This window comes from Bradyrhizobium uaiense (assembly GCF_010811875.1).
Lineage (GTDB): Bacteria > Pseudomonadota > Alphaproteobacteria > Rhizobiales > Xanthobacteraceae > Bradyrhizobium > Bradyrhizobium uaiense.
On record NZ_VKHP01001051.1, the window covers coordinates 1 to 241 of the forward strand.

General features: G+C 65.6%; 1 pseudogene. It reads right to left on the bottom strand.

The window, feature by feature from the left end:
- A pseudogene (locus FNJ47_RS52700) lies at positions 1 to 241 on the bottom strand (hypothetical protein); the annotation flags it as partial.

Consider the following 241-nt stretch of genomic DNA (forward strand, 5'->3'; position numbering starts at 1 on the left):
TCCGTCGGAAGCCCTGTTCCACGCCGCCGAGGGCAATTACGACCTGCTGATCGTGTCGCTCAGCCTCGACAATTTCGACGGCCTGCGCCTGTGCAGCCAGGCCCGCTCGCTCGAGCGCACGCGCCAGCAATTCGTTCTTGTCGACCGGACGCAGCAGGTAGTCGTTGACGCCGATCTCGAGCCCGCGCATCAGCCGCGCGTTGTTGTCGGCATCCGAAATCGCGAGGATCGGCACCTGGCG